This window comes from Micromonospora maritima (genome assembly GCF_902825405.1).
Classification (GTDB): Bacteria; Actinomycetota; Actinomycetes; order Mycobacteriales; family Micromonosporaceae; genus Micromonospora; species Micromonospora maritima.
Genome location: NZ_CADEAU010000866.1, coordinates 1 through 1250, shown reverse-complemented (window position 1 = coordinate 1250; position 1250 = coordinate 1). Strand labels below are relative to the sequence as shown.

The following is a 1250-nucleotide window of genomic DNA, read 5'->3' as shown; positions in this document are numbered from 1 at the left end:
AGCGGGCGGCGTGTCCGCCGAGGGCGCCGGTGCCGCCGGTGACCAGGGCGGTGCCGGAGGGCTGCCAGGGGTGGGCGGGCCGGCTGTCGCCGAGCGGGACCCGGGTGAGCCGCCGGCCGAGCAGGCCGGCGGGGCGTACCGCGATCTGGTCCTCCTCGCCGGCGGCGGTGAGGGCCGCGACCAGCAGGCCGGCGCTGCGCTCGTCGATCGCTTCGGGCAGGTCGATCAGGCCGCCCCAGCGCTGCGGGTGTTCCAGCGCGGCGACCCGGCCGAAGCCCCAGACCATGGCCTGGCCGGGTGAGCGGAGCAGGTCGGCCCGGCCGACCGAGACGGCACCGGAGGTGACCGCCCACATCGGGGCGGCGAGGCCGATGTCGCCGAGCGCCTGGACCAGCGCGACGGTGGCGGCGAAGCCGCCGGGCACGGACGGGTGCATCGGGTGCACCAGTTCGTCGAACGCGAGCAGCGACACCACGCCCGCGACCTCGGCCGGGGTGTCGTCGGCGCCGGTGGCGAGCGCCTCGCGCAGCAGCTTGGCGAGCAGGTCGCGATCGGCGTCGGTGGTGCTGACCGGCACCGGGACGACGGTGGCGCCGGCGGCGGTGATCGCCTCCACGCTCGCGTCCTGCCAGGGTTCGACGATGTCGCCGGTGGGCAGCACGACCAGCCAGGTGCCGGTCATGCCGCGGTTGGTGATCCCGGTGAGCGGCTTCCAGGTGTCCTGGTAGCGCCAGCTGTCGATGTCGGACTGGCGGCGTCGCTGCCGGCGCCAGCGGTGCAGCAGGGGCAGCGCCGGGGCGAGCGCGTCGAGCGCCGTTGCGGCAGGGGTGTCGTCGCCGGCGACCACCTCGGCGAGGGCGGGCAGGTCGTCGCGCTCCACAGCGGTCCAGAAGCCGCTGTCGTCGGGCCCGGTGGTCTGGTCGGACGACAGGGCGGCCGGCTCGGGCCCGCCGCTGCCGTCGAGCCAGAACCGCTGGTGGTCGAACGCGTAGCTGGGCAGGTCGACGACGTCGGTCTCGGGCAGCACGCGGGTGAGGTCGACGGGCAGGCCGACGGTGTGGGCGGTGGCCAGGTTGGTCAGCAGCCGGGTCGGGTCGTCGTCGCCGCGGCGCAGCGTGGACAGCACGTGGCCGGTGGTGCCGGTGTCGTCCAGGATCGCGGTGACCGGCATGGCCAGCACCGGATGCGGACTGATCTCCACGAACGTGCTGTGTCCCGCGCCGATCGCGGTCCGCACCGCCGTGTCGAAC

At 75.7% G+C, this 1250-nt stretch carries 1 pseudogene; it reads right to left on the bottom strand.

Annotated elements, in window-relative coordinates:
* A pseudogene (locus HUW36_RS33120) lies at positions 1-1250 on the bottom strand (beta-ketoacyl reductase); the annotation flags it as partial.